Raw genomic sequence first — 21,714 nt, 5'->3', positions numbered from 1 at the left:
ATTCCCCTGTATATTTTGATTGTGAGGAGCAATGATGGGCAGGCCGGCTGAGGTTGTAAGGGAGGCGATGAAAATTATCTGGAGCGATGGCGATGTCTCCCGGGTCAACGAGTTCTATGCCGAAAATTTTCAGGCGGATTATCCCGTAACCGACTGGGGTACCGGTTTGGCCGGCGTATCCGCTCTTGCGACCCAAGTACGCAAAGATCTTCCCGGCTATACCGAGCACATCGATGAACTTATTGAGGCCGGTGATGAAGTCGTGGTGCGTCTTACCATCACCGGAAACCATCCGGAAACAAACGCCGATATCAGCTTTAAAGACGTCACCATCCTGACGGTGAAAAATGGCAAGATCGTCCGTCAGAGAGGTTTAACCGATTATCTGTCTCTCTACCGGCAACTTGGCCTTATCGAGGTTCCTTCGTGACGCAAGAAACAATGACACCCCTTTTTAGCGGGGAGCCCCAGCACGAAAACTTTTGTTGCATGGATCAGTATTATCCGACCCGGGCAATGCGGCCCGCACCGCAAGTTTTCTCTTTTCCTGCGGGAGATGACCTGACACTTCCGGAAACTTATGTTTTTAACAACAAAGAACACCGCACCGATAATTTTTTGGCGGGCACCGACACCGCCGCACTACTGGTTCTGGTTGACGGCAAGATCCGTTATGAAAATTATTTTCTCACCGGAGGTCCGGATGTGCCCTGGACGTCCTGGTCGGTAGCCAAGAGTTTTGTTTCGGCGATGACCGGAATCGCTCTGGAAGAAAAATTAATTGGTTCTCCGGATGATCCTGTCGGCAAATATTTGCCTCTGCTGAAAGGTTCCGCTTATGAAACGGTCAGCATCCGCTCCGTATTACAGATGTCTTCGGGGGCGGCGTGGAATGAAGATTACAGCGACCCGGAATCAGATGTAAACCGGCTGGGTGCCGTCATGACCGGCGAGGGCAGTCTGCAAAACCTCGTACAGGGTATTAAGCCCGAGGTGGCCCCGGACACCGTTTGCCGATACAACTCTGCCGAGACTCAGGTACTGGGAATGCTCATCGCTGCCGTGACCGGCCAGACCCTGTCTGACACTATGCAGACCAAACTCTGCGACCCGCTCGGTTTCGAATATCCCGGCTTCTGGTTACTGGACGGCGAAGGTGTCGAACTGGCCCTTGGCGGATTAAACCTGACCGCCAGAGATTATGCGAAGATTGGCGAGTTGTACCGTAACAAGGGGCGGTGGCAAGACAGGCAGATTGTTCCGGAGTCCTGGGTAAGTAAGAGCGTCCGTTCGGATAAAGCGCATTTACAGGCCGGCCGGGTCATAGTGGGCGGTCATGTCTTCCCCTCGGGCTACGCTTACCAATGGTGGGTTCCTTCGGGAGATGAGGGGGAATTTTCCGCAATCGGCATCTACAATCAATTCGTCTATGTGAATCCTGCCAGACACAGTGTCATCGTGAAACTCTCGGCGAACAGGGCTTACGGTACGTCTACCGAGGAAAGTACAAATAGAGAAGAAGAAACCATCGCCTGGTTGCGCGCCGTCAACAATTGTCTCCGGACGTCATAATTAAAGGAACCGGATAATGATACCCCGCCGAAGTGCCTTAACGTTTGAACGGGGGCAAACCGGACTTTCCGCTAATGGGGCACGGCCTCTTTTTGGGAGTGAACAATGAAACGGATCCTTCGGCTGACCGGCTACGGCGTGGCGGCAATATTATTACTGATCACGCTCGCAATATGTACCTTATACGCCACCCTGTTCATCCGGCTGCAGAGCGACCTTGGCACTTTGGGGCCTCAGGCGCCCCGGTTTACCGGTGCAGCAGAAGGGCTTCGCGATCTCAATAAAAACGGGCGGCTTGATATTTATGAAAACCCGGCGGAACCCCTTGACGCACGCATTGCCGATCTGATCTCGCAGATGACGGTCGCGGAAAAGGCCGGCCTTATGTTTATTACGTTCACTCCCGCCGGTGCCGGATCATCTCTTTCGAATTATCCTTCATTTTTTGATGTCCGGACCCTTATCTTTGAGGGGAACGTCCCGCTTGTTGCGGGAAAGGGGATGAACCATTTTAGCCTCGCCAATACGGTCGATGATCCGGAGGCGTTCGCAGGCTGGACGAATGCGATGCAACGTCTCGCGGAGCGCACCCGTCTGGGTATCCCGGTTACCTTTGCCACCGACCCGCGTCACGGGCTTCGCGTGGGTTCCTCCGTGGCACAGCCGGCCGGGGCGTTTTCGCTGTGGCCTGACCCGCTCGGTCTGGCAGCGACGCGTGATCCCGCGCTGGTCAACAGGTTCGCAGACATTGCGCGTCAGGAATACCGCGCGGTGGGAATTCATCTCGCCTTGCATCCGACAGCCGACCTTGCCACCGAACCCCGCTGGGCGCGGATTGGCGGGACTTTCGGCGAGGATGCCCATCTCTCCGCGCAAATGACGGCCGCTTACGTAAACGGGCTTCAGGGAGACCGGCTGGGCGCATACAGCGTTGCAACCATGGTGAAGCACTGGGCGGGTGGCGGGCCGCAGAAAGACGGCGAAGACGCCCATTTCGTCTATGGCAAAGAGCAGGCCTATCCGGGCAACAATTTCGACTACCATCTGATTCCATTCGTGGAGGGCGCCCTGCCGGCCGGAACGGCCCAGATCATGCCCTATTACGGCATCCCGGTGGGTCAGTCGGAGGAGACTGTCGGATTTGCCTACGACAAATATATGATTACGACGCTTCTTCGCGGAACCTACGGCTTTGACGGCGTTATCTGCACCGATTGGGGTCTGGTTACCGACGCCAAACTTCTGGGGCTGTTTACGGTCCTTCCCGCCCGTGCCTGGGGCGTCGAGGAGCTGGATGTTGAAGCGCGGGTTCTGAAACTTCTGGATGCCGGCGTTGATCAATTCGGCGGCGAACATATACCGGAAGTGCTGGTCGATCTGGTTTCAAGCGGCCGGCTTCCGGAAGAACGGCTTGACCGGTCCGTCCGCCGCATCCTTCGTGACAAATTCCGGCTTGGACTTTTTGATGATCCCTTTGTGGATGTGAGGCGCGCAGGAGAGTTGGTTGGCAATGCGGCCTTCATGGATGCCGGTGTCGAGGCGCAACGGCGGTCTATGGTCCTGTTGAAGAACGGTACCAATGCGGAACCGGTGTTGCCGCTGAGCGGGAAGCTCCGGCTTTATCTGGAGAATGTTGACGCTGAAACGGCCGGACGCTATGCGGAAGTGGTTGATGATCCGGCTCTTGCGGATATTGCGCTTGTGCGTCTGGATACGCCCTATGAACCGAGAGACGGGCTTTTAGAGGCTTTCATGCACGCCGGTGATCTGGACTTTAAGTCACCGGAAAAGGAACGTCTTGATACCCTGATGTCGACGGTTCCGACCATCGTTGTGCTTTTTCTGGAACGGGCGGCGGTTATTCCCGAAATCGCGGAAGGGAGTGCCGCGCTGATTGCAGATTTTGGCGCGACTGACAAGGTTGTGATGGACGTTATATTTGGTACGGCCCGTCCGACAGGGCGTTTGCCTGTCGAGTTACCCTCGTCAATGGCGGCGGTCCGCGCCCAGAAAGAAGATGTGCCTTACGACTCGGAGGCGCCTCTTTATCCGTTTGGATTTGGTCTGGAGTACGCGCCTGATCCCTCCTGATTGAGAGTGCCGGAGAGGTAAACGGAGCGTCTTGTCTGGCAGTGGAGGCCGTTTGTTCGGCGCAGGTCAAAACCGGTAGAATCCGGTATTGGCCTTCGGCGCTGCGTTGCTTTATATGCAAACGCAGAAGACTATCAAATCTGTTGAAAGCAGGTTTGAGTTGCTTGAACCCTTACGGATTTGGTCTGGAGTATGTACCGGATTTCACGGCCGGAACCCAATAGTGATGCAGACGGGACGGACACCCTACAGTTGTGATGTTGGGAGGGCTAGGAGCTCCGGGGGAGGGAAAGGTCGCCGCCATATCCATCGGCTCTCTTTAAGCCTAAGATATGGGGGTGTAAGCAAAAAAATACCACAAAATATCGAAAAAACTTGACTCTTTTCCCTATATTCAGGACTTCCCATGTCATGCTATGATTTGCTCGGGCTTAAGCTTGCCCGGTCCGGGAAGAGCGCGTTAAGGCAAAACAAAAGGAGGAATTGTTTTGATTGAATCATTTTATGTTGAGGCTCATTGGGATGATGAGAACAAGCTGTTCTATTCAATCAGCAACATTCAAGGTCTTAACATTGAAACCGACACCCTCGAAGAGTTTGAAGAAGTTGTGCTCGCTTCGGCGTCGGAGCTTGTTTACGTGAACCATATCTCAAAAAGAGAAAAAGAGAATGTTGACCGTAAGAATTGGTCAGGCAAAGCTATTGCGGGAAAAATACTTAAACGCCTAAGTACAATTTCAGACGATTCATGTACCGACCCTCAGTCTGATCTTTACCTGCCCATTATCCGCATGGATTTCGACAAGGCCAGACAGGCCGTCCGCACCTAGACACAGGTACAGATCTGACTATGGCGAAGACCTTTTACAGGCCTGTAGTCAAGATATTGACAAAAAACGGTTTTAAACGCATTGGGAACTTCAAGGGTTCTCATGAGAGATGGTTCAACGCAGAGAGTGAAATTCTGGTTGCGGTTCCATATAATCTGAAGAAGCGTCATACTGCTAATAACGTTATGAAAGGTGCCAAAATTAACCATAAATTCTAAATTGGAAAGCCTCTGATCATGACGACCTTTACCATGTCCTCCAGTGTCGGCAATTCGTCTCTTTCATTGTCATCTGTCATTTGAAATTCCATCGTTTTTTCTTATACTTTTGAGAAAGTAACCCCCCAAATAACCGGAAAACCCCCGCACTACGCTAAAAATTGCCGGGGCTTCAAATAATTGACTGAAAAAGCATCCGGTGGAATAATCACACGACGTGCCGAGTCTTAATAGAAGCGAAAAGGTAAAAGGTAAGATGACCAATACCCCTCACCATGACATAGCAATTGTTGGCGCAGGCATATCCGGTATCGGAGCCGCCTGCAGGTTCCGGTCACAGTTTCCGGAGGATAGTCTGGCGGTGATTGAATCCCGTTCGGCGATAGGCGGAACCTGGGATCTGTTTCGCTATCCGGGAATCCGTTCGGATTCCGATATGCTGACTTTGGGATATGATTTTCGTCCGTGGGTTGGAGACAAGGTTTTAGCGGATGGCCCGAGTATTAAAAATTATGTCCGGAACGTTGCCGATGAGCACGGCATTACACCCTACATACAATTCAACTCGAAAGTCACGTCGCTGCATTTTTCAAGCGATAGTGATTTGTGGACGCTTAAAATTTCGGATATGAAAACCGGAGAGACCCGCGAGATACAATCCCGTTTCGTGATTGCCGCTGCCGGTTACTACAAATATGATGAAGGCTATACGCCCCACTTTGAAGGGCGCGAAAATTTCAAAGGCGACATTATCCACCCTCAACACTGGCCTGAAAATTATGACTATTCAGGCAAAAAAATTGTTGTCATCGGGTCAGGCGCAACGGCCGTAACCCTCGTTCCGGAAATGTCCGAAACGGCAGAGCATGTCACGATGCTGCAACGCTCGCCGACATATATTGCCTCCGTTCCTGCGAAGGACCATATCGGAAATTTCCTGAGGTCCGTTCTGCCCGCCGGACTCGCCTTCAGGCTCGCCCGTGCAAAAAACATCTGGTTGCAACGGTACATGTATAAGCGCACCCGGACTAATCCGAAAAAAGTGCGCGAATGGTTTCTTAAAAGAGCCCAGAAAGCTTTGGGCCCCGACTATCCTGTCGATAAACATTTCACGCCTGACTATAATCCGTGGGACCAGCGCGTTTGTGCCATTCCCGATGGCGACCTGTTCGCTGCCATTCGCAAAGGCCGTGCCAGTGTCGTTACGGACCATATCGACACATTTACGGAACACGGTATCAGGCTCAAATCCGGCGAAGAACTTCCGGCCGATGTCATCATTACGGCAACCGGCCTTAACGTTGTATTTAGCGGCGGTCTGGATTTTATTATTGACGGACGCCCGATCAGGGCATCAGACAGTTTCGGCTACAAAGGCGTGATGTTTTCCGACATACCCAACATGATCACGGTCTTCGGGTACACCAATGCGTCATGGACGTTGCGGGCCGATCTTGTTTCCCGGTATGCCGTGCGTCTCATCGGCCATATGAAAAAACGGGGCCTTACACGCGCCGTTCCCGTTGCGCCGGAAGGGATGCCGCGCAATCCCTGGATTGATTTTCAGGCGGGATATTTGCAGCGCGTGATGGACCAACTCCCGAGTCAGGGCGACAAACACCCCTGGCTGAACCTGCAGGACTACAAACGGGATCAGTCGATTCTGCTTGAAGATCCGGTTGATGACGGGGCGCTGGAATTTTCAGGACCAACGCCTGTCGCCATCGCGGCCGAGTAGCGGGCCTTGCGGCCGGGCTCCAAAAAATATGGAGCCTGAATTATCTTACGGTGCCTCAAGAACACCGATTTTGGGTTCCGTCAGGTTCCCGAGATAAAGCCTGTTCTGAAACTCGATGACGCTGGTCATATTGAAAATGTGGCCGCTGTCATCTTCCAGCGATATGATCGGTGCGCCGTTTTCATCCAGCTTGACGGCCCAACTATGATGAACGGCCGGGTTGATGCCGGTCAGGTTTAAAATCCGCCAGACAATTTTGCGTAAAAACGGGCTGGGTGCCAGCGCATCAAGCAGCGCCGTGCGCGGGGCCACAACGGCCAGCCAGTAGCCGCCGCCCGGCGCTTCGGTAATATTGTCAAGAAATCCCGGCAGATTTTCGGCAAAGACGTCGCTTTTGCCGGCCCGCGGCCCGTTCAGCCAGAAGCGCATAATGCGGTGGCCGAAGGTTTCATTGACCAGCACGAAAATATCATCAGGCCCGAGCGCGACTCCATTGGCAAAATGCAACCCGTCAAGCAGCAGGCGCGTGCTGCCGTCTTTGGGGTCATAAACAAACAGGCGGCCGGTGGGACGGCGCTCGAAGGCTTCCAGAATTTCCTCGCCGTAGTGATAGCGGGTTGTTGCATCGGAAAAATAAATCTTACCGTCACCGGCAATGGCCAGATCGTCGACGAAAATCATTTTCTCGCCTTCATAGGTGTCAACCAGCGTGGCGAGCGAACCGTCAGGGGCCATGGATAAAAGCCCCTTTTCACTGTCCGCGATAATGAGCTGTCCGTCCGCATCAAACTCGACGCCGAGCGGACGCCCGCCCGTATTGGCGAGTGTAGTGATGTCAGACCCGTCAACGCGGATAATGCTGCCATCACCCAGACCGCTGTAAATCCGCCCCGCCCCGTCAAAGGCGATGCCTTCCGGCCCGTTACCCGTCGTGATAATGCCGGCTTCGGCAAGTTTGCCGTTTTTCACGAAAACACCGCTCCCGGCCGGATTGGGCGGCAAGGCATCATCCGGCGCAGGGTCAAAGGGAACGGGCCAGAAAAACAGCCAGACCAGCACAATCCCCAGCAGACCGGCAATACCCGCCAAAATCTTACGCGGCCTTTTGGGCCGGTTGTTGTCTTGTGTCATAGGCTTTACCTGTCTCCCTGTTTTATTCAATATGTTAGCCGCTGTAGCCTTCGGCGTCCAGCGTGAGGTATAGTGGATGAGGAGAGATCACTTATGAAACGCCTTGTTATCATTTCCGGCATCATCCTGCTGGCAATTATCATTTTTGCCGGTGTGGCTTTGGTGCGGTTTGACAAATCACCCGATGAGTTGCGGGCGCGTTATGGAGGGGATGCTTCCAGCTATCTCTTTCTGCCGAGCGGCGCGGTGGCCCATTACCGGGATCAGGGCAACCGCGAAGGTCCGCCTCTGGTGCTTATTCACGGTTCCAATTCATCACTTCATGCGTGGGAGCCGTGGGTGGAGCGTCTTGGGGAAAGGTTCCGGTTGATTACGGTGGACATGCCGGGTCATGGCTTAACGGGGACAACGCCGGCGGACGATTATTCTCAGGAGGGCATGGTCGCGTTTCTGGAAGAGTTCACCGAAGGGCTCAATCTTGAACATTTTGCGCTGGGTGGTAATTCCATGGGCGGGGGAATTTCACTTTTGTACGCGTTGGAAAATCCGGGCGCGGTCACGGCGCTGGTTCTGGTGTCATCGGGTGGTATGCCGCGTACGGGAGAAGAAGATACCCCTCTTGTGTTTCGTCTGGCCTCCATTCCTGTCATCAGGGATATTCTGTCTTATATATTGCCGCGCTCACTGGTGGAGGACGGATTAAAACATTCTATCGAAGATGATGCTCTTGTAACCGGCGAGATGATTGACCGTTATTATGACCTCTCTTTATATCCCGGCAACCGGCGGGCAACCATGGCACGGTTTGCGTCTTACGCCGACCGCGAGCCGTTGGATAGCCGTCTTGGTGAACTCCGCATTCCCGCTCTTATTTTGTGGGGCGAGAAGGACAATCTCATTCCGGTTGCCTCGGCCCATGCCATGAAGCAGGCGTTACCGGATGCGGAACTCGTCATTTACAACGACATCGGCCATGTTGCCATGGAAGAAATACCGGACGAAAGCGCTGCCGCCGTGCAGACGTTTTTGCTGGAGCAGAATTTATCCGGGAAGTAGACAGATTTAGAAGGCGGCCGGTACATACAACCCCTAAAAAAATCAAAAGAAAGTCAGGTACATTTGAGAACCATATCCTTCATATGTCATATGGCATCTTGATAAAACATCTCGTCCTAACAGACCATCGATACCCGAAGCGTGTAAATTAGATTCATTAACACGCAAAGTAGAAATTTTATGGGGACTTGTACCATCGGCTCCTGTGATAGTCATAGAAATATCATATACGTTCACCATATGAGGAGTATCGCCGGAGGATGGTGTATTTATAAAACCAACACCGGTTGGCTGAATTGATAATTGATTAATGACGCTTTGATCTATGCACGTCGAAGTCGCGCCTGTATCAACAAGAATGTTTGCCACTCTATGGTTTGGAACGGGCTGGCCGGCATCTCGTAGCGCTTTATGTCGGTGTGCACTTACACCAACATACGCCCATAAAATTGGACCTTTTTCAGTTATTTGGACGGAGAAGTGTGACATGACCCGTCTATATCTCTGGAAAAGTAGGAAATGTTATCATTACCAGATATTTTTTTCACCATAAACGGGCCAAGTTTAGCTTTTTCGTAACCTTCCTGAAGAGCGTCTTCATAGGCAACGTATGTACCGATATGTTGATCGCCTATAATTAGGGCGTACTTTCCCTCTCCTGAGCCATCGCTACCAAGCAATGCCGGAAGCAGTTTCTTGTAGGCTTCATACTCTTTTTCCAGATTGCTCATATTACTATCCTCCAAGGCTCTTACCGTAATATGTCAATAGTATCAGGAATCTGTCAAATTTATTTAACCATCGGAGGTTGGAGTATACGGCTAAAAGCCGCTTGTTTTCAGGGATTTTTCAGCGCTCTAAAAAAAATCTTGTAACCAATGTTGTCTCCTGAAATATTGAAAACTTTATCGGGAATTTTTTACTTAATTGTAAAAATAAAATGTATCTTCAGGCGGCGAGCCAGCCTTGCAGACGGGCGGCTTCTTCGCGAACCTGTTCCGGTCCTCCGAGCAACTGGCGGTTGGCCCCGATACGCTTAAACCAGAAATGCAAACCCAGAAGGTCGGTAAAGCCGATGCCGCCATGGACTTCCGTTGCGGTGCGGGCAACAAACCGCCCGGCTTCACCGCTTAACGCCTTTGCATGAGCGGCGGCGATTTGTGCGTCATGGTTGCCGTCATCACCGTCATCACGGGTCACGGCGTCCCGGGCGTGAGCGGCATACCAGACAAGAGAGCGTAACGGCTCAATCTCGGCGGCCATCTCCGCACATAAATGTTTGACCGACTGGAAAGAAGAAATAATACGTCCGAACTGCTCCCGCTCACCGGCATAGTCAACGGCTTTGTCGAGCATGGTTTGAGCGGCCCCCAGCGTATCGGCAGCGAGCACAACGCGTCCGGCAGCGATCATGTTATGGAGCGGCGCATTGCCGGGCAGGCGGGAGGCCGGTGTTGCCGTACACGACAGGGAACAAAACCCCCGTGTTCGGTCAATGGTAATCTGGGGGGTAATCTCAAGCCCAGCCGCTCCCGCTTCAATCAGATAAAACTGCCCGCCGGTATCCGCCACGATAAAAGCATCGGCGTTGACGCCGTCCAGTACAAAATAGGCCGACCCCGTAAGAGTTTCATCGGAGGCCGCCGTCAGTCCCCCTCCGTCACGGCGTCCGAAAGTTTCCGTTACCCCGACACCGATATAAGCTTCACCCGCAGCACAGCGGGGAAGCCAGCGTTCTTTTTGTTCATCACTGCCCGTCAACATCAACGCCAGAGGCGCCATCACTGCCATTGCCGTAAAGGGAACCGGCGCCGCCGCCCCGCCCAGTGTTTCGGCAACCAGGGCGGCATCCAGCACACCAAGGCCCGCACCGCCATAGTGCTCCGGTATGAGAATGCCGAACGCGCCCATATCGGCAAGACCGCGGCGTAAGACTTCGGTGGCCGCCCACGCATCACCGGATGTTTCCGCCTCTGCGGCACCGCGCACCACCTCAGGGGGAGAGGCTTCCGCCAGATAGCGGGTTAGGCTATCCTGAAAAAGTGTCTGGTCTTCACTGAGTCCGAAATACATGAAATTTGTCCAAAAGATATAATAATCGGGAGAATTATAGAGTTTTTATACCCTAAAATATCCTTTAATTATATATTTTCTTATTAAAGGATAACGGCGCATCCTTATTATGACAGGTTAGGCCTGAGTAACCAGTTGGCGGATTTCTTTCATGTTCATAAACATCCGTGCAGGTTTTTTTGAAAAACTGTGGAAGCCGAATTCTTCATACCACTTCTTGCGTTTTGCAAAGGCAGTGTCACCACCGTCGGACATGACATCTAACACCACTGCATAGCAACCGGCCTCATCCGCTATTAGACAGGCTTTTTCAAATACGTGGTGCATCAGAATCTCACCAATGCCCTGCCCTTGCACTTGTTGGTCAACCGCGACTCGACTAAGAAAAAGAACGGGGATTTCGCCATGCGTTGGTGTTCCTCTGGGTTTATTTGCCAAGTTTACTGCATTCATTATGCCAACATTGATAGCATGATAGCCAAGGATTTTGACCTCTCCCCCCGTAACAGCGACATAAACCTTCGTCATATCGTGTTGTTGTTGTTTCTTGGCAGTTTGAGCCAGAAAATTATTCAATGAGGCTACGCCACAATCAAACCCGGAGCGATCATGTCGCGCCGGATCCCAATCTTCAATAGTGAGAGGGCTGTCTTTAGGCGGCACTTTTGACACGCCGCCGATAGGCTTCTGCAGCCTTAACCGCACGACGTGTTGGAGGAGAAGGATTTTCAAGGGACGCTTCAAACAGGCGAGCATCCTCTTCGCTCAGTACAATTTCCGTTACCTCACTCTGTTCTGCGGGCTCAGGATCGCGAGCATTCACAAAGCGTAGTCTGATAGCAACAGCTTCAGCTATTTTGGAAAATATTCCAAATGTATAATCATTTGCAGTTTTTGGTTTTATGTTAGTCATGTGTCTGGCTCCGTGTCGTTAGCCCACGGGGCTATTCAATGTTTTTAGTTTTAGTTTTTCTTTACTTTTTAGTAGCTGATAGCCTTCTACGGTAAATTTTAGGGGTTTAGGGGTGTTTAGAGTTGTCAAGAATCGACCATGGTCAATTTGTAAAATATAATTGACATCGGCCGACCGGAGTGTCAACCCCTCTGTCAAACGTGCTAATCTCGAAAATCCGCAGGAAGCTGCGCTAAAATGGCAATATTGACATAAAATTGAAGGAGCTTATACGCTAGACCAGCCAAGCTACCAAAACCCTTCAATTCTCCCGTTAAATAGTCCACCGGACTATTTAACCCGACGTAATTCCGGATCAGGTTTTTTCACGTTGGAAAAAAATGCCTTTGCCACCTCTTCCGGCGGGGCATCCGGAACAGTGACCCGCGAGGAGGGCTGTCCCTGCATTATGCCAGGGCTTTAAGCTGTTTGCGTACACAGGGCATTAGTTCCATGTATTAGGTCTCTATCTCGCCGGCATTACGGCCGTGTTTTTGGGCGGGTGAATTTCGCGGTTCCCGCCAGAAGAAGCAACACCAGCAGGCTTATGGTGAGTGCGGGAATATCTCCCCAGCGCGAGAAGAGTGTCGGCGGCAGGGGTGCGGGCAGGCGAACATCAAGATTGCCGCGCCGGTTGACTCCCAGCATGGCGCGGACACGCCCATAGGGGTCGATCAATGCTGAGATGCCGGTGTTGGCGACACGGACCATGGGGAGTCCTTCTTCAATGGTGCGCAGGACGGCATGGTCGAAATGCTGCCAGGGACCCATGAAATCACCGAACCATGCGTCATTGGATATATTCAGGAGCCATTCGGGACGCCCGCCGGCCTGAAGGATGTCACCGGTAAAGATGGATTCGTAGCAGATCAGAACGCCCACATCGGGAAGGCCGCCCAGCGGAAGGACGGGCGGGCCGGTTCCCTCGGCGTAGCCCCCGCGCCATGCCAAAGCGTCAACACCAAGCCGGCGCATCAGTCCCCTGAGAGGGAGATATTCACCCAGAGGCACGAGAAACCGCTTGTCGTAGAAGGTTTCAATGTCACCACGATCATTAATGACCAGCAGAGAGTTGGAGGAGCGTCCCAGAGGGTCACCGGCATTAAGCCGCGCAGACCCTGTCAGCAGCCGGCCGCCTTCGGGCAGATAGGTTGCAAGGCGCTTGAGTAGCGTGGGTTCGCGTTCCATATAGACGGGCAGGGCGGTTTCGGGCCAGATGACAACCGGCGGCGTCGGCTGTTTTGCATCGCCATTGGAATCACCATTGGAACCGTCATCGGGACCGCCACCGGAATCGAGATCGGGATGCGTGCCGGGAAAGAAACTCTGGCGCAGGAGCGAGTTTGCCATCTCGACGATGTTGTCGCGGTTCTTCTTGTACTCCTGTGAAAAGTTGGGCTGCACCATACGGACGGCAAGAGAGTCTTCCGTGGGTGGTGTTACGGCTTTTATATGATGCGCCCCCCACACCCACGCACCGGCGGCCATCATTATCAAAAGGGGTGTGGCAATCCATCGTGTGAGACGTCCTGTACGGTACGGGACACCCCTTCCGTCGGCAAACAGGGCAGGCGTGAGGGCGAACAGGACGCAAAGAAAAGTGAGTCCGTAAACTCCGACAAGGGAAGCCAGCTGCGCCCACGGCGGCACGGCGGTCAGACTGTTGCCCAGAAGGTTCCAGGGAAATCCGTTAAAGACGACATGTCCGCGTACCCAGTCGGCAAGAGTGAACAGCGACGCCAGAGCGAGAATGCGTCCGGGCCCGCTCTGCCAGAAGAACAGTCGGGCGGTGAGACAGGCGGCAACGAAGAAAGCGGGCAGGGCAACCAGCATGAAAAACAGGGGAAAAATGAAGAGCCACCGGTACTCGTCAAAAACGATGACGAAAGCATTGAGAGTCCAGTGACATCCGGCAATAAAGAAGCCTGCGCCGAAAGCCCAGGAAACGGCAAGGGTGCGCCGGGCCGTTTGCCGTGGTGTGGGGGATGCGCATCCGTCCAGCAGCCAGACCGTCACACACAGGCAGACGGGGAGTACGGGCAGAAAATGAAAAGGGGCGAAGGCAAGAATACACCCCGCTCCCATGACAAAGGCCGACAGCCAGGCCCAATAGCCCCGTAAGTTGCCGGTGCGGCTTGCGAGTGAAGTCAAGATCATGACAACAATATTATATTATGTGAGGGTCATTCCCTATCCGGGGGGACCCAAACCTCTCTCCGGAGAACAGGCTGCCTAAAAAACAGGAGTGCCGGCCGCAAGTGCAGCCAACACTCCTAAAGAATTCCCGGAAGATGGAACCGCTACCGGAGCCGGCACCCTTGCACAGCCCCTGCGGTGTCCCTACCGCGCGTCGGCGGGCAGAAGAAAGTCTCCGATATATTCGTCTTCACGACCTTCGCACTCTGCAAAAACGCAGGAGCCCAGATCACCGATTGCATGAGCGGGAGTGACAGGATTAAAACTCAAATCCTCGATGAGTTCAAAGGAACCGTCACCCAGCCAGTCCGTATTTATATTCTCAAAAATTTCATCCATTGCATGAGCAGGTCCGCTAAGGACAAATGCCATGACAAGAGCAGAAGCAAAAGTTGTTAACGTTTTCATAGTTTATCTCCTTCGTTTTTTAATGCCGGATGTTAGGGTTTCGGCACACCATTGATTATTACCTTATCGCATCATCTATACAATGGTCCATCAAATGCGGTTCACGTTGTTGTGTAGTTTAGATGCCCGGATTTGATGCGGGACCACAAAAAAACGGCAAACCGGATATCCGGCTTGCCGTTTTTTTATCTGTCCGGTGTTTGCAATCGTTGCGTCTACCGCTCGTCGGCAGGCACAAGAAAGTCTCCGATATATTCGTCCTCACGGCCCGCGCACTCTGCAAAGACGCAGGAGCCCAGGTCACCGATTGCATGAGCAGGAGAAACTGCGTTAATCTCCTCAAGTTCACCCAGCAGGGCGTTGGGTCCGGCCCACCAATCCTCTATGGCATTGCCCCAGCTGTCGAACTCATTTTTGAATCCTTCTCCGATCTGGCCGGCATGAGCGGGAGTGACAAGATTAAAACTCAAATCCTCGATGAGTTCAAAAGAACCGTCACCCAGCCAATCCGTATTTACATTCTCAAAAATTTCATCCATTGCCTGAGCGGGTCCGCTAAGGGCAAACGCCATCACAAGAGTGGCGGCAAAAGTTGTTAGCGTTTTCATTATGCTGTCTCCTTATTTAGTTTTTATACCCCTTGCGGAGTAGTTTCGCTGCGCTCAACCGCAACCTGCGGTTGAGCATTTTTTTCGGGAGGCCCTAAGTTATTAGTGCCGGGTAATCAGAACTTTGCGCCAAAGATTCGTTACTCCGATGGTTGTCAATATAGCAATAATCTCATGGTGGCCTCATCAAATGCGGTTCACGTTGTTGTGTGATGTCGGCACATTATTTGTAGAAAATTGTTCAGCCCGCCCACGCCGCAATCAAACCCGGAGCGATCATGTCGCGCCGGATCCCATTTTTCAATCTCAACAACGCTGATTTTATTCAGCTCTTTTGACGAGCCGCCGGTAGGCCTCGGCGGCTTTAATCGCACCCGGCGTCAGAGAAGGAGGTTCGTCAAAGGACGCGTCAAACGCACGGGCGTCCTCTTCGGTCAGGACAATTTCCGTTACCTCGCTCTGTTCTTCAAGCCCGGAATATTGCTCACCGGAGTCAAGAATATAGCGCCGTGCGGCGGCTGCAACTCTGCGCAGACCGGAAAACTTTCCGAATATAGAAGCATGACTATTCTTTGGTTTTATGCTGGCCATGTACCGGGCTCCGTGTCGCTAGCGTCTAGGGTCAATCTATGTCAATTTATAAAAAATATTTGACATTATTACAATCGCAAAAAACCGCGGAAAACTGCGCAATAATGGCAAAAATTAACCAAAATATTGAAAAAATAACCTGACAAAAATCTCCGAAAAACTCAAGGTAAACCCTCAAAAAACGGGGTTTTGGGTAATCAGGTATATAGTTCCCTAAGTATATCAGTCCCTAAATGATGCTGTTTGCGTACACAGGGCTATAGTTTCCCCAATTTTAGTGTTCCCTAATGTCCTGCCTTTCTGCGTTCGGGGGCGGATTTTGTGTCGCGGGACTTTACTTCTGGTCCGGCTTCCGGACTTTGGGCTCGCGGGGCATGCCAAGACCGCGCTCGGCTATGATGTTCTTTTGAATCTGCGCCGTCCCGCCGCCGATAATCAGCCCCAGCTGGAACATATAGGCCCATTGCCATTGCCCCTTGTTGCGCATTCGCTCATCGGGTGCGCCGTACAGAAGGCCGAATTCGCCCAGGGCGTCCAGTGCCAGCGCCGAAATCTGATGGTTAAGTTCGCAGCCCTGCAACTTTACAATAAGCCCCGCCATGCGTGCGCCCGCTCCTCCCTGACCGCCACCGCCTTTGGTGCGCGCCGAGAGGAGCCGCAGGCCGTTATAGCGCATCGCCATGACGCGTCCCTGAAGGGCCAGCAGCCTGTCGCGGAGAACGGGGCTGTCCATCAGCCGGACACCGTTAACCTGTTCATTATTCATGAGGTCCACCAGAGCCCTGAAGCGCGCACCGGTCGCATCGGGGTCTCCCAGCATGCCGCGCTCATGCTTCAGGGTAGCGTTGGCGACCCGCCAGCCCTCGCCCCGCTTCCCGACAGTCTGCGTTTTGGGAACGCGCACATCGGTGAAAAAGACCTCGTTAAATTCGGCGTGCCCCGTCATGGTTTTCAACGGCCTCACCTCAAGGCCGGGGGTGTCCATGGGGATGAGCACATAGCTGATGCCTTCATGTTTGGGCGCATCGGGCTCCGACCGCACAAGGCAGAACATCATGTGGGCGGCATGAGCGGTACTGGTCCATATTTTTTGTCCGTTGACGAGAAAATCATCACCGTCATCGGTCGCCCTGGTGCGCAGACTGGCAAGGTCCGACCCCGCCCCGGGCTCCGAATAGCCCTGACACCACACCATTTCTCCGCGCAGGGTCGGCGGTATATATTTTTTCTTCTGCTCTTCCGTTCCCATCTCCAGCAATGTCGGCACCAGCATGGAGATCCCCTGATTGGAAAACCCCATGGGCACACCGGCGGCGGTGAACTCTTCGGCAATCACCAGAGAGGCCAGCGGATCGGGCTCTGCGCCGAAGCCGCCATATTCTTCGGGAATGGTGCGGGCGGCATAGCCGTTTTCAATCAGGAGCCGTTGCCAGTCCATGGCCTGCCCGTGATTGCTCCCGCTCATGCCGGAGGGGGCTTTGCTGCGGTTGGTGGCAAGGAAGTCCCGCACCTGTTCCCTGAAAGAGCGTATGGCGGGGCTGTCTGACATATCCATCGGATGTCTCCCATCTGGTGTTCCGCCTGAATTTTAGGGGCTTACATATAAAAGCGCCCAAAATGGCCCAAAAAAACCTCTGTTATCTGATAAAAACTACCATCATCATGAAACCAGCCACTAAAAAGAAAGAAAAGAGGCTCAATATTGATAAGCCACCAGTTGGCCCTAACATAAAAAAGCCCTTATTTATGGGGGTCGTGTTCGTCTATCTGTGTAGGGACATAGCCACGTTGGGAAAGAAACTTATCTCTTATAACAATAGCAATTATCTTAAGAATGTTTTCAACTTCCAGTCCACGCTCAAATGCTTCTGTTTCTATTTTTGTTTTTGTTTTTGCATCTAATTTTGATATTAAGGATTTTTCAGCAAAATCAAAGCAAGTTACTTGTATTTCATAGGGGTTCATTTCTCTTGAAATAGCCACTTGTTCCATATAAGCATCAGCAATAGTGTCAGCACCTATAGTACTAGCTATATTTTGTCCGCTTTCCGTTAAGGCTAACGGACTTTTTGATTGAAAAAGTGCTACCTCTGGATATTTGGTTTGTAAAAAAACCTTAATGGTATGGACATCTTTAGAGACCTGATCCCATTCTTTTATAATTTTCTTTAAATCAGACCACACCACAGGCCATTTGAAAAACACCAACGCTAACAAACCAATACCAATAATTACAATTGCTTCTACTAAACCTTCTAATCCTGCTCCAATTAGAAAATCTATTGTTGCATTTGAATTTGAATCGATTGTTGTGTTTGAACTTGAATTAGACAATTTATACTCTTTTCAGGTTGGGCAGGCTTTTAAACCAAAGCGAATCATAACATGATTTGGCGAAGCCTGAGAAGGCGATAATACCCCCTAAAACCAGGAAATTCTGCATTTTTATATTTTGTGATATTTCTGATTTTCACCCCCACATTTAGGTTTCATGAGAGCTGATGGATATGGTTTGGTTGCGGGCTTTCCCCTCTCAGAGTGCCTAACCCTCCCAACATCACAGATTGGTCCGGCTTGAGGATGATATCTCCGCCGGAATTCTACAAAAGAAGCTTATGCCATGCTCACTATTATATATAGGCATCTGATTTTACTATAACAGCTCCGGTGCGGATAAAAAACAGCCTTGGCGCGGATAATAAAGAGGCGTATGCTGAACCCTTAATCTAAAAGAGAGTGGAGAGTGGTGTCATGGTGAGTGTGAAGAACCTGTATTTGACGTTGAGTCTTGTGGTGGTGGGTCTTGTGGCAACGGGCCTTGTGATGACGGGCCCGTCCGTCCTGATTTCGCAAGCGCTGGCACAACCGCAGCCGACGGGCCATGCGCTGCAATCGGATCTGGCCACCAGAACGTTGCTTCTTGATGCGGCCCGTTCCGGTGACCGGCTTGTGGCGGTCGGCGAGCATGGCCATGTGGTTTATTCCGATGACAACGGCAAAACATGGACACAGGCTTCCAGTGTTCCGACACAGGTGACGTTGACCAGTGTGACGTTTCCGGGCGGGCAGACAGGCTATGCGGCGGGCCATGACACGACGATCCTCAAGACCGTTGACGGCGGTGATACGTGGACATTGCTCCATAACAGTCCGTCATCGGACGCGCCTGTTCTGACCCTTTATTTTGAGGATGAAAACAACGGGCTCGCCATGGGGGCGTTTAGTCTGGTGCTGGAGACGAAAGACGGCGGCCGGACGTGGACCGAACGTTCGCTGACGGGAGACCCTTATGACGATCTTCATCTCAATGGTGCGTTTGGCGCCCGCGACGGGTCTATTTATGTGGCCGCCGAATTTGGCACGGTATACAAGTCTTCCGACGGCGGTGCTACGTTTCAGACGATCCAGACACCCTACGAGGGGTCATTCTGGGGCGGGATGGGTTTGCCCGACGGCGGGGTTCTGGTTCATGGCATGAGAGGCAATGCCTACCGCACCGATGATAACGGCAGAAGCTGGAAACATATCCCGACCGGCGCTCCCCTGTCTTTTGCGAGTGCCACACAACTTTCAAACGGCACGATCGTCATGACGGGTCTGAGTGGCGCCGTCGCCTATTCCGAGGACGGGGGCCATAGTTTCCGGACCTATATCCGACCGGACCGTCTGGGCTATTCCGCCGTGCTGGAAGGAGCTGACGGCAATATTGTCCTGTTCGGAGAGCCGGGCGTTGTCCCCGAATCGGCGTCTTTTCCTGATGGCGCAACCGGAGGTAGAGCCGCAGGAGCACCTTAGGCGAGCCGGGCTCCGACTTCCGGTACCCGAATTGACAGGTTAGCGTAGACTGATATTATCCACACCTGTCGCGCAGTGTGTCGCCGGGGGTACATGCATATAATAAATACGTCCCGATCTTCGGGGATAACACTATAACTGCACGCCGGATTTTCCGGTCTGTTGCTGCGGTCTGTTGTTTTTGAGAAGGAAATACGGCATGAGGATTATGAAAATAAAGGCAGTTTTCTGCCAAAAAGCGGGGGGGGGTGGCCTCTTGTCAGGGGCAGGGCCGTAAATTTCAGGAAGCTGCGTCCGGCGGTCTCGCCGCTTGCGCTTTTTGTTGCTCTGACTTCTCTTGCGGCCTGCGGCGGCGGTGGCGGCTCGGTCTTCAACGTTTCAATACCACCACCCCAAACCTGTACATCCCCGAATGGCTGTGAGGTCACTGAGGCCGATGGCGACAGCTATTATGTCCCTGCCAACGCCCCGGTACCCGTGGACGCTACGCATATCAGAAACAAATCTGCACCCGGTGTCGAGGCCAATGACTTCGGAACACATGAGCCGGAAACAACCACGGAGGCAGAGAACATTTCAACCGGTGTCTCGTATCGCATACCGCCCCCGGGTTCCACTTCGACTCCCCCAGATTATGATATTGATAATGACCAATACTGGGAGTATGGACAGCAACTCGGCCTGCGCACCATCAGAGCCGAACATGCGCTGGCTCTGGACGCAACGGGAGCCGGCGTGACTGTCGGTATTGCCGCCGGGGGCTTTGATCATACCCATTTTGATCTGACCAAAGCCAGATTCCACGACCGCAGCATACTGGCTTATCCCGTCGATCCGGCTGACACATCGCTCCCCACAGACCCCGATGCCTACATTGAAATGACCGCCGGTCAATCGCATAAAGATCTTATAGAAAAATATTTGTGTCGTACGAATTGGGGAACATCGAATACGGCCCGGATTGCCAATTTTATGCAAAACTGCCAAAGTGACAAAACACACATCCGGCAGGCTGATCCGGATAATCCGGGGGAGTATCTGAAAGTCTGGAGAATTCCGGAACTTTATTTCCTCAGTCTCTTGGGCAATACGTTTTATGGCACCGCCATTGCCGGCGTAATAGCGGCACAATACCAGACCAAGGGGAATATGGGCGCTACACGAACATCCAATACCGTAGTCGGTATCGCGCCGGATGCGCAGATACTCGGGTTAGCCGTAGATTATACAAACAGCCCCAGACCTTACACATCAACTCCTCAAAATGCAGATTACGCTCCAACCGACCTGACTACTCTTGATCTTGATGCGGATTCGCCATTGGTAAAGGATATCGAGTTTCTGGCCCATAACTCTCAGGTGATACAACATACTTTCACGTATGTCGTGGGCGCGATTGATCTCTACACTGAGGATGAGGTGCGTACCGCATTCGCTGACGTTATAACCGCAGCGGATACACCTATTGCTGACGGTGAACTGCGCGCCGGGGAGAAAGCGCTCTATGTATGGTCGGCGGGAGAAGAGAGAGACGATCAGGGCAACCCGGCCCACGCGACCCCGGGCACCGTAGATGACTCCTCACACCCCGCCGTTCTGGCCGGCCTGCCCTATCACATTGATGAATTACGGGGACGCTGGCTGGCGGCCACCGCCGTAACGGCGGGGTCCGATCTTACCATCTCCCGCTACAGGCGTCATGCTCCCATAGATCCTTCAACGGCGGAAATTATGGATTCCGCCAACCGTTGCGGCACTCTGCCTAACGGCTGGATCGAAAACAGAGACGACCCCGGCTATGCCGGACGGCACTATTGCCTCGCAGCACCGGGTAGTTCTAAACGAGCTGGAATCGGTATAAAAATTGTTGTGGCGGGGTTGGACACTGAGAGATTTTCACTAGATTTAGCAGGTGTAGATTTTGCGGCGGCTCATGTCTCCGGTGCCCTTGCGGTTCTGATTGAACACTTTCCGACACTCAGTCTTGAGGAAGTGCTCATACGACTGGTGGACAGCGCCGACAACACCGACTACTCAGGAAACGGAGGCACCGACTTCAGCGACGCCGCAATCTACGGGGCGGGATTGCTGAATATGCAAGCCGCCTTGCGGCCTCTGGGGCAAATGCAGGCCGCCCTCGGCAACAGCGTGAGGGGCGTTTCGCTGCCTCTGGCAGGAAGTCATCTTACCGCCGGCGCCGCCTATGGTGATGCGCTCTCGCTGGCTCTTGTGGGACGCTCCATGACGGGCTTTGACGACTATCATACGCCCTTCCTGTTATCTTTGCCGGGTCTTGTTACAACCCCGCGCGCTCTGAGCCTTGAAGGACGGCACGACCGTCTTGCGGCATTCAGCCTCGAGACGGCGCACTCGGAAGATGGCACCGTGCATCATATCGGCCAACACGGCATGGCCGCCATCCTGCCTCTTGACGAGGGGGAGAGTATGACGGGAG

The 21,714-nt window shown here is 52.8% G+C and carries 20 protein-coding genes; 8 read left to right on the top strand and 12 right to left on the bottom strand.

The window, feature by feature from the left end; all coding sequences use genetic code 11:
• The first annotated feature begins 31 nt into the window (after window positions 1–31).
• From V6Z81_04465 to V6Z81_04445, 5 genes are all read left to right on the top strand, one after another.
• Entirely contained in the window at window positions 32–430 is a 399-nt protein-coding gene (locus V6Z81_04465; protein MEG9861741.1) for an ester cyclase, read from the top strand.
• Window positions 431–489: 59 nt separating this feature from the next.
• A complete protein-coding gene (locus V6Z81_04460) occupies window positions 490–1,572 on the top strand; it encodes a serine hydrolase (GenBank protein ID MEG9861740.1) in 1,083 nt (360 codons plus the stop codon).
• Window positions 1,573–1,677: 105 nt separating this feature from the next.
• Entirely contained in the window at window positions 1,678–3,663 is a 1,986-nt protein-coding gene (locus V6Z81_04455) for a glycoside hydrolase family 3 N-terminal domain-containing protein (protein MEG9861739.1), read from the top strand.
• Window positions 3,664–4,151: 488 nt separating this feature from the next.
• Entirely contained in the window at window positions 4,152–4,493 is a 342-nt protein-coding gene (locus V6Z81_04450) for a hypothetical protein (GenBank protein MEG9861738.1), read from the top strand.
• A 474-nt stretch (window positions 4,494–4,967) separates the two neighbouring features.
• Window positions 4,968–6,449, top strand: a complete 1,482-nt coding sequence (locus V6Z81_04445; protein MEG9861737.1) for an NAD(P)/FAD-dependent oxidoreductase — start codon at window positions 4,968–4,970, stop codon at window positions 6,447–6,449.
• 45 nt (window positions 6,450–6,494) lie between these two features.
• Here V6Z81_04445 and V6Z81_04440 read toward each other — a convergent pair whose 3' ends face one another.
• Window positions 6,495–7,580, bottom strand: coding sequence for an SMP-30/gluconolactonase/LRE family protein (locus tag V6Z81_04440; GenBank protein ID MEG9861736.1), 1,086 nt, complete (start codon window positions 7,578–7,580; stop codon window positions 6,495–6,497).
• Window positions 7,581–7,673: 93 nt separating this feature from the next.
• Here V6Z81_04440 and V6Z81_04435 point away from each other — a divergent pair, with 93 nt between their 5' ends.
• On the top strand, window positions 7,674–8,636 hold the full coding sequence (locus tag V6Z81_04435; protein MEG9861735.1) for an alpha/beta hydrolase: 963 nt from the start codon (window positions 7,674–7,676) through the stop codon (window positions 8,634–8,636).
• Between the two features lie 42 nt (window positions 8,637–8,678).
• On the opposite strand, the gene V6Z81_04430 is transcribed toward V6Z81_04435, so the two are convergent.
• The 11 genes from V6Z81_04430 to V6Z81_04380 all read right to left on the bottom strand — a co-directional run bounded on the left by V6Z81_04430 (window position 8,679) and on the right by V6Z81_04380 (window position 17,798).
• The gene (locus V6Z81_04430) at window positions 8,679–9,125 is read right to left on the bottom strand and encodes a hypothetical protein (protein MEG9861734.1); all 447 of its coding nucleotides are present in this window, start codon (window positions 9,123–9,125) and stop codon (window positions 8,679–8,681) included.
• The gene (locus tag V6Z81_04425; GenBank protein MEG9861733.1) at window positions 9,101–9,367 is read right to left on the bottom strand and encodes a hypothetical protein; all 267 of its coding nucleotides are present in this window, start codon (window positions 9,365–9,367) and stop codon (window positions 9,101–9,103) included. The genes V6Z81_04430 and V6Z81_04425 overlap by 25 nt, the downstream gene beginning before the upstream one ends.
• Before the next feature lie 217 nt (window positions 9,368–9,584).
• Window positions 9,585–10,709 carry an acyl-CoA dehydrogenase family protein gene (locus V6Z81_04420; GenBank protein ID MEG9861732.1) on the bottom strand — a complete coding sequence of 375 codons (1,125 nt, stop codon included), beginning with the start codon at window positions 10,707–10,709 and terminating at the stop codon, window positions 9,585–9,587.
• A gap of 117 nt (window positions 10,710–10,826) precedes the next feature.
• On the bottom strand, window positions 10,827–11,381 hold the full coding sequence (locus V6Z81_04415; GenBank protein ID MEG9861731.1) for a GNAT family N-acetyltransferase: 555 nt from the start codon (window positions 11,379–11,381) through the stop codon (window positions 10,827–10,829).
• Window positions 11,362–11,622, bottom strand: coding sequence for a hypothetical protein (locus V6Z81_04410; GenBank protein ID MEG9861730.1), 261 nt, complete (start codon window positions 11,620–11,622; stop codon window positions 11,362–11,364). Before V6Z81_04410 ends, V6Z81_04415 begins: the two co-directional genes overlap by 20 nt.
• A 519-nt stretch (window positions 11,623–12,141) precedes the next feature.
• Window positions 12,142–13,818, bottom strand: a complete 1,677-nt coding sequence (gene lnt / locus V6Z81_04405) for an apolipoprotein N-acyltransferase (GenBank protein ID MEG9861729.1) — start codon at window positions 13,816–13,818, stop codon at window positions 12,142–12,144.
• Window positions 13,819–14,001: 183 nt separating this feature from the next.
• Window positions 14,002–14,265, bottom strand: a complete 264-nt coding sequence (locus tag V6Z81_04400) for a hypothetical protein (GenBank protein MEG9861728.1) — start codon at window positions 14,263–14,265, stop codon at window positions 14,002–14,004.
• Window positions 14,266–14,480: 215 nt separating this feature from the next.
• The gene (locus V6Z81_04395) at window positions 14,481–14,873 is read right to left on the bottom strand and encodes a hypothetical protein (protein MEG9861727.1); all 393 of its coding nucleotides are present in this window, start codon (window positions 14,871–14,873) and stop codon (window positions 14,481–14,483) included.
• A 321-nt stretch (window positions 14,874–15,194) separates the two neighbouring features.
• Window positions 15,195–15,464 carry a hypothetical protein gene (locus V6Z81_04390; GenBank protein ID MEG9861726.1) on the bottom strand — a complete coding sequence of 90 codons (270 nt, stop codon included), beginning with the start codon at window positions 15,462–15,464 and terminating at the stop codon, window positions 15,195–15,197.
• 334 nt (window positions 15,465–15,798) lie between these two features.
• On the bottom strand, window positions 15,799–17,019 hold the full coding sequence (locus V6Z81_04385) for an acyl-CoA dehydrogenase family protein (GenBank protein MEG9861725.1): 1,221 nt from the start codon (window positions 17,017–17,019) through the stop codon (window positions 15,799–15,801).
• A gap of 185 nt (window positions 17,020–17,204) precedes the next feature.
• On the bottom strand, window positions 17,205–17,798 hold the full coding sequence (locus V6Z81_04380; GenBank protein MEG9861724.1) for a hypothetical protein: 594 nt from the start codon (window positions 17,796–17,798) through the stop codon (window positions 17,205–17,207).
• A 417-nt stretch (window positions 17,799–18,215) separates the two neighbouring features.
• Here V6Z81_04380 and V6Z81_04375 point away from each other — a divergent pair, with 417 nt between their 5' ends.
• Window positions 18,216–19,259 carry a YCF48-related protein gene (locus tag V6Z81_04375; protein ID MEG9861723.1) on the top strand — a complete coding sequence of 348 codons (1,044 nt, stop codon included), beginning with the start codon at window positions 18,216–18,218 and terminating at the stop codon, window positions 19,257–19,259.
• A gap of 162 nt (window positions 19,260–19,421) precedes the next feature.
• Window positions 19,422–21,714 (top strand): S8 family serine peptidase (locus tag V6Z81_04370; GenBank protein ID MEG9861722.1); only part of this gene is annotated, 2,293 nt, incomplete at its 3' end.

It is taken from the genome of Parvularculales bacterium (assembly GCA_036881865.1).
In the GTDB taxonomy this organism is placed as follows: Bacteria; Pseudomonadota; Alphaproteobacteria; order JAPOUT01; family JBAJNM01; genus JBAJNM01.
Note: the sequence above shows the minus strand (reverse complement) of the source record. Positions and strands in the feature narration are given on the sequence as shown.